The sequence below is a fragment of the Candidatus Neomarinimicrobiota bacterium genome (genome assembly GCA_041862535.1).
Classification (GTDB): Bacteria; Fidelibacterota; Marinisomatia; order SCGC-AAA003-L08; family TS1B11.
This window is the reverse complement of the sequence record JBGVTM010000165.1, coordinates 1-4,355: the sequence shown is the minus strand read 5'-3', so window position 1 is coordinate 4,355 and position 4,355 is coordinate 1. Positions and strand designations below refer to the sequence as shown.

General features: G+C 51.7%; 4 protein-coding genes and 1 pseudogene. All 5 read left to right on the top strand.

The genetic code is table 11. From position 1 onward, the window contains the following. A partial coding sequence (locus ACETWG_06050; GenBank protein MFB0516149.1) for a hypothetical protein occupies positions 1 to 285 on the top strand: 285 nt, incomplete at its 5' end. A gap of 709 nt (positions 286 to 994) precedes the next feature. After that, on the top strand, positions 995 to 2,071 hold the full coding sequence (locus ACETWG_06045) for a mandelate racemase/muconate lactonizing enzyme family protein (GenBank protein MFB0516148.1): 1,077 nt from the start codon (positions 995 to 997) through the stop codon (positions 2,069 to 2,071). Between the two features lie 45 nt (positions 2,072 to 2,116). Next, entirely contained in the window at positions 2,117 to 3,061 is a 945-nt protein-coding gene (locus tag ACETWG_06040; protein MFB0516147.1) for an MmgE/PrpD family protein, read from the top strand. A 15-nt stretch (positions 3,062 to 3,076) separates the two neighbouring features. Next, positions 3,077 to 3,628, top strand: a pseudogene (locus ACETWG_06035) (hypothetical protein). Between the two features lie 16 nt (positions 3,629 to 3,644). After that, positions 3,645 to 4,355 (top strand): MmgE/PrpD family protein (locus tag ACETWG_06030; protein MFB0516146.1); only part of this gene is annotated, 711 nt, incomplete at its 3' end.

The window sequence follows — 4,355 nt, the reverse complement described above, 5'->3', positions numbered from 1 at the left end:
TCAAGAATCTTTTCCAGAGGCAACAAGAAAATAGATACGCCCCTCTCTTCATCCGAAAGAACAAACTCCACATCCGCTCTGCCCGATTCCCAGGTTCAGCTCAGCGGGAGGTTTACGCCCATATTAGCAGATCTACGAGTCAAGTCAATCTTCTCTTCTACCCCTTTCTTCGAGCAAGTGCTGAACGAATTAGTACTAACTGCAATCCTCGGTTTTCTCATGCTCTCTGACTGTTTATTTCCCTTTCAAATATTGCATAACCGGGATCAGGTCGAAACGCCATGATTCATCTTGAATTAATCGGGGAGTCAGTAATAAAATTTTGAGGCATTTGGGACTCTGGGTAGTCAGCAGAAGGTCTCCGCCGAGGTCCAAATTCTACCCGTACAAATCCACTTAGATTACTCGGATTCCCAGATCCCATCCTTTGAGAACGACGTCCACAAAGACCCGGATTATCCGATTGAGACTTATGCACCCTGATCCTTAAACTGTCAATCGGATTCGGTTGGAGGGGTTTACCCTGATTTAGCCAAGATACCCGCGACTCCAAAGCATTTCAGCCGCCGCGAAGCCCCGCCTCCCCTGCCCTCGCATCCCTGACAATCCCCCCGGGCAGCCGGATAACCCAAGACCCCCATATATTGTGACCTATTTTTGTTGACACACAACCCCATTTCTCCTATACTTCCCCTATCAAAAAGCGAGTTCTTATCACTTATCACTTCAAATGTTCTCTTGGACAGATGGTTAAAGACCTTCGTTGGTGTTTCCCATAACGGTTGGATTGACCTCTTGGTATCACTGCGAGATATTGATGAAACCAATTTTTAGCAGCCGAGTAGAACAACACCGCGGAAGAGATTACCAAGAGGCGAATTTTTGTCATAATGATGAGACCTGACCCCATGCGAATGACCCCATGCGAATCGTTAAGATAGAAGTGGTCCCACTGGATATTTCGCCCAGCTTTCGGCGAAGAATTTCGAGGGGAGTGCTGGAACCTACCAAGTCCGGCGTGCTCAAAGGAAAACCGGTCCTCGTGAGAATCTATACTGACGATGGTATGGTTGGCAATGGAGAGGCTCGCACTATCCAGCCATTTCACGGGGAGACAACGCAGAGTGTGGTTTCAGCGATCAGGGATTTCTATGCGCCTCTTATGATCGGTGAGGATCCTTTCAATCTGGAGCTGTTTTGGTCCAAATTTGACGGGGTGTTGCCGGGAAACATGAATGCACGAGCGCCAATAGATTACGCGTTGTATGACTTGATGGGAAAGATGTTAGGCGTGCCGGCGTTCAATTTATTGGGCGGACTATACCATGAAAAGATCCCCTTGGAGTGGTCCATTGGTTTGGACTCCGTGGAAAAAATGGTTGGAGAGGCGATGCATTCCAGGGAGAAGTACGGTATTACAGTCTTTTGCTTGAAGGTAGGTCCGTCGGAGCGGTGGCAAGAAGATGTACGAACGTTTCGAAAGATTCGCAAAACCTTAGGTCACGATGTTGCCTTAGGGATAGATGCTAACGAAAGCTACAGTTCCTCAATCGCCATCAAGGCCATTCAGCGAATGGAAGAATACGATTTGAGTTACGCTGAACAACCCGTTCCCGCACGAGACCTGGAAGGGATGGCAAGAGTCAGGATGGCGGTCAATACGCCGATTGTGGCGGATGAGAGTGCGTTCACTATCCAGGACGCATTTCGCATTCTCAAGATGGAGGCCGCCGACGTCATCTGTGTGAAGACTTTTAAGCCCGGCGGGCTTTGCAATTCGAAAAAAATTGCCGCATTGGCAGAATCATGCTCGTGCCACGTGAATGTGGGAGGAACTGCACACGGGGCTCGAATAGAGGCTGCAGTGGGAGCCCATTTCTACGCTTCCACCAGAAACATCTTCCCAGCCGGGGAATTTGTCATGGGAATCACCGAGGAAGATCCGCTTGTTGATAATCCGTTCGTCATAGAAGATGGTTATGTGACAGTTCCCAAGGGTTCCGGTCTGGGTATGGAAATTGATGAGGAGGCATTGGAGAAATTTGCTATAGCCCGCTATGTCATTGAGTAGGCCTTACCAGGGTCTTTTGAGAGGGGCTAAACGGGAGGTTTGTACATGGCAGAAGAGACGCAGAAGGAGATTATGACACCCAGAGGTAGAGTGGTGTGTACGGAGACTGGGTGCTACTGGGTTGCTGAGGAGGAGGCGGCCGCCTTACCCGAGGCACCGCAGAAACAGGAGGGCCAGGAGGATGCCTCCGTGGCGTACAGTAGGATGGCGGTAAACCTGCGGTATGAAGACGTTCCACAGGAGGCGGTAGGGGCCACCAAGAAGGATATCCTCGACACCCTCAGCACCACCCTGGCAGGTTCATCGGCCGAGGGAACTCAAGCGCTGATCGATCAGGTCAGGTACTGGGGAGGTAGAGAGGAGAGTAGCATTCTGATCCACGGCGGCAAAGTGCCGTCACCGGAAGCTGCCCTGGTCAACGGTCAGATGGCTCACGCGAGAGATTATGACGATGTGTATCATCTGGCCCGGATTCACGTAGGCGCGGTCAATGTCCCCACGGGGTTTGGAGTCGCCGAGAAATTGGGGGGAGTGAGCGGTAGCGAGTTGATCACCGCAATTTTGATCGGTATCGACATAGAGCTGAGGCTGGCTCAAGCGGCCCAGTTATGGACCCAGTTCCACCCGACCGCCACGTACGGGTACTTCGGTTCCTGCGCAACGGCGGGCAGGCTATTGGGCCTGAATCAGGAGCAGATGCTCAATGCGTTTGGTATTGCGTACAGCCAGGCAGCAGGCAATAAGCAATGCATGCACGATGGTAGTCTGACCAAGCGCCTTCAGCCAGGGCTAGCAGCGCGCGGGGGCATTCTGGCAGCGCACCTTGCGCAGCGAGGGTACACTGGTACAACGAACAACATCGAGGGCGAAGCCGGACTCTTTGCTCTGTATCATGGGGGTCGTTATGACCCTGAGCCCCTGACAAAAGACTTGGGTGAATACTTCGACGTGGTTAGACTCGGATACAAGCCATACCCATGTGCTGTCTGAAACCACACGGCTGTCGAGGCCAGTTTGGCCTTAGTAAAGGAAAATGACATCACCCCCGATCAGATAGAGGAAGTCGTCGTGGGAGTGGACGAGGGGGCGCTTCACTACTGTGAGCCCGTAAGCGTGCGGCACTATCCTCGGAATGAGGTCGATCTGCAGTTCAGTATCCCATACAATGTAGTTAATGCCATTTTCAACAGGAAGGTCAGCTTTGAGGATTTCACCGAGGATGCCCTAAAGAGACGGGATGTGCTTGATTTCCTCGCAACGAAGGTACGATCATGGGTAGATCCTGAGGTGAGCTTTGATGACATCAACAAGGCATGTACCGCCGCCCGCATTCAGATCAAGACCAAAGACGGGAAACTTCACATTAAACAGGTCAATAATCCCAAGGGTGATCATCTCAACCCAATGAGCATGGACGAACTCACTGGGAAATTCTGGGATTGCTCTAAATTGTTGGCGAGGCCCATTCCAAGGGAGAACTTAGAGGGGGTACTTGAGCTGGTTACAAATCTGGAGAAGGTCAATAACGTGACGGAGATCACCAGGCTACTAACCTAGACTGGGAGGAAACGAGATGGGTTCGGAAAAGATAGCTGAGTTTATCGCGAGCACTGACTACAAAAAGATCCCTGCAGAAGCGGTTGACATAGCAAAGATGTGCATCTTGGATGGTTTTGGTGTGGCCTTGGCAGGCTCGAGAGAACCGGCTGGCACGATCATCACTGAATATGTTCAGACTATGGGCGGAAAGCCAGTAAGTGGAGTAATCGGGGGAGGTTTTAAAACTAACTTGCAGTTTGCTGCCCTGGCCAATGGTACGTTGGCCCATGCGCTGGACTATGATGACCATGCTGTTACGTGGATGGGCCATCCGACAGTTGTTCTTCTGCCCCCTGTCTTTGCTCTGGCTGAAAAACAGAACCTCTCGGGTAAACACGTTCTGCAGGCCTACAATGTTGGTTGGGAGGTGGGATCCAAGATTTGCAGTGCCATTGCTATCAGGCTGTTTGAGCAGGGCTGGCATCCTACTGCCACTGTTGGTACTCTGGCTGCCACAGCTGCCTGTGCTAATTTGCTGGGGCTGAACAGCAAGCAAGTTGGAACGGCCCTCGGCATCGCAGCCTCGGAAGCTGCCGGTTTACGCCTCAACTTTGGCACTGATACAAAGCCGTACCATGCCGGTAGGGCTGCAAGCAGCGCAATAAGCGCTGCCGTACTGGCGAGCATGGGATTTACGGCTAAGGAGACGGGTTTGGAAGGCCCTCTCGGCTTCTGTTCTGTTTAT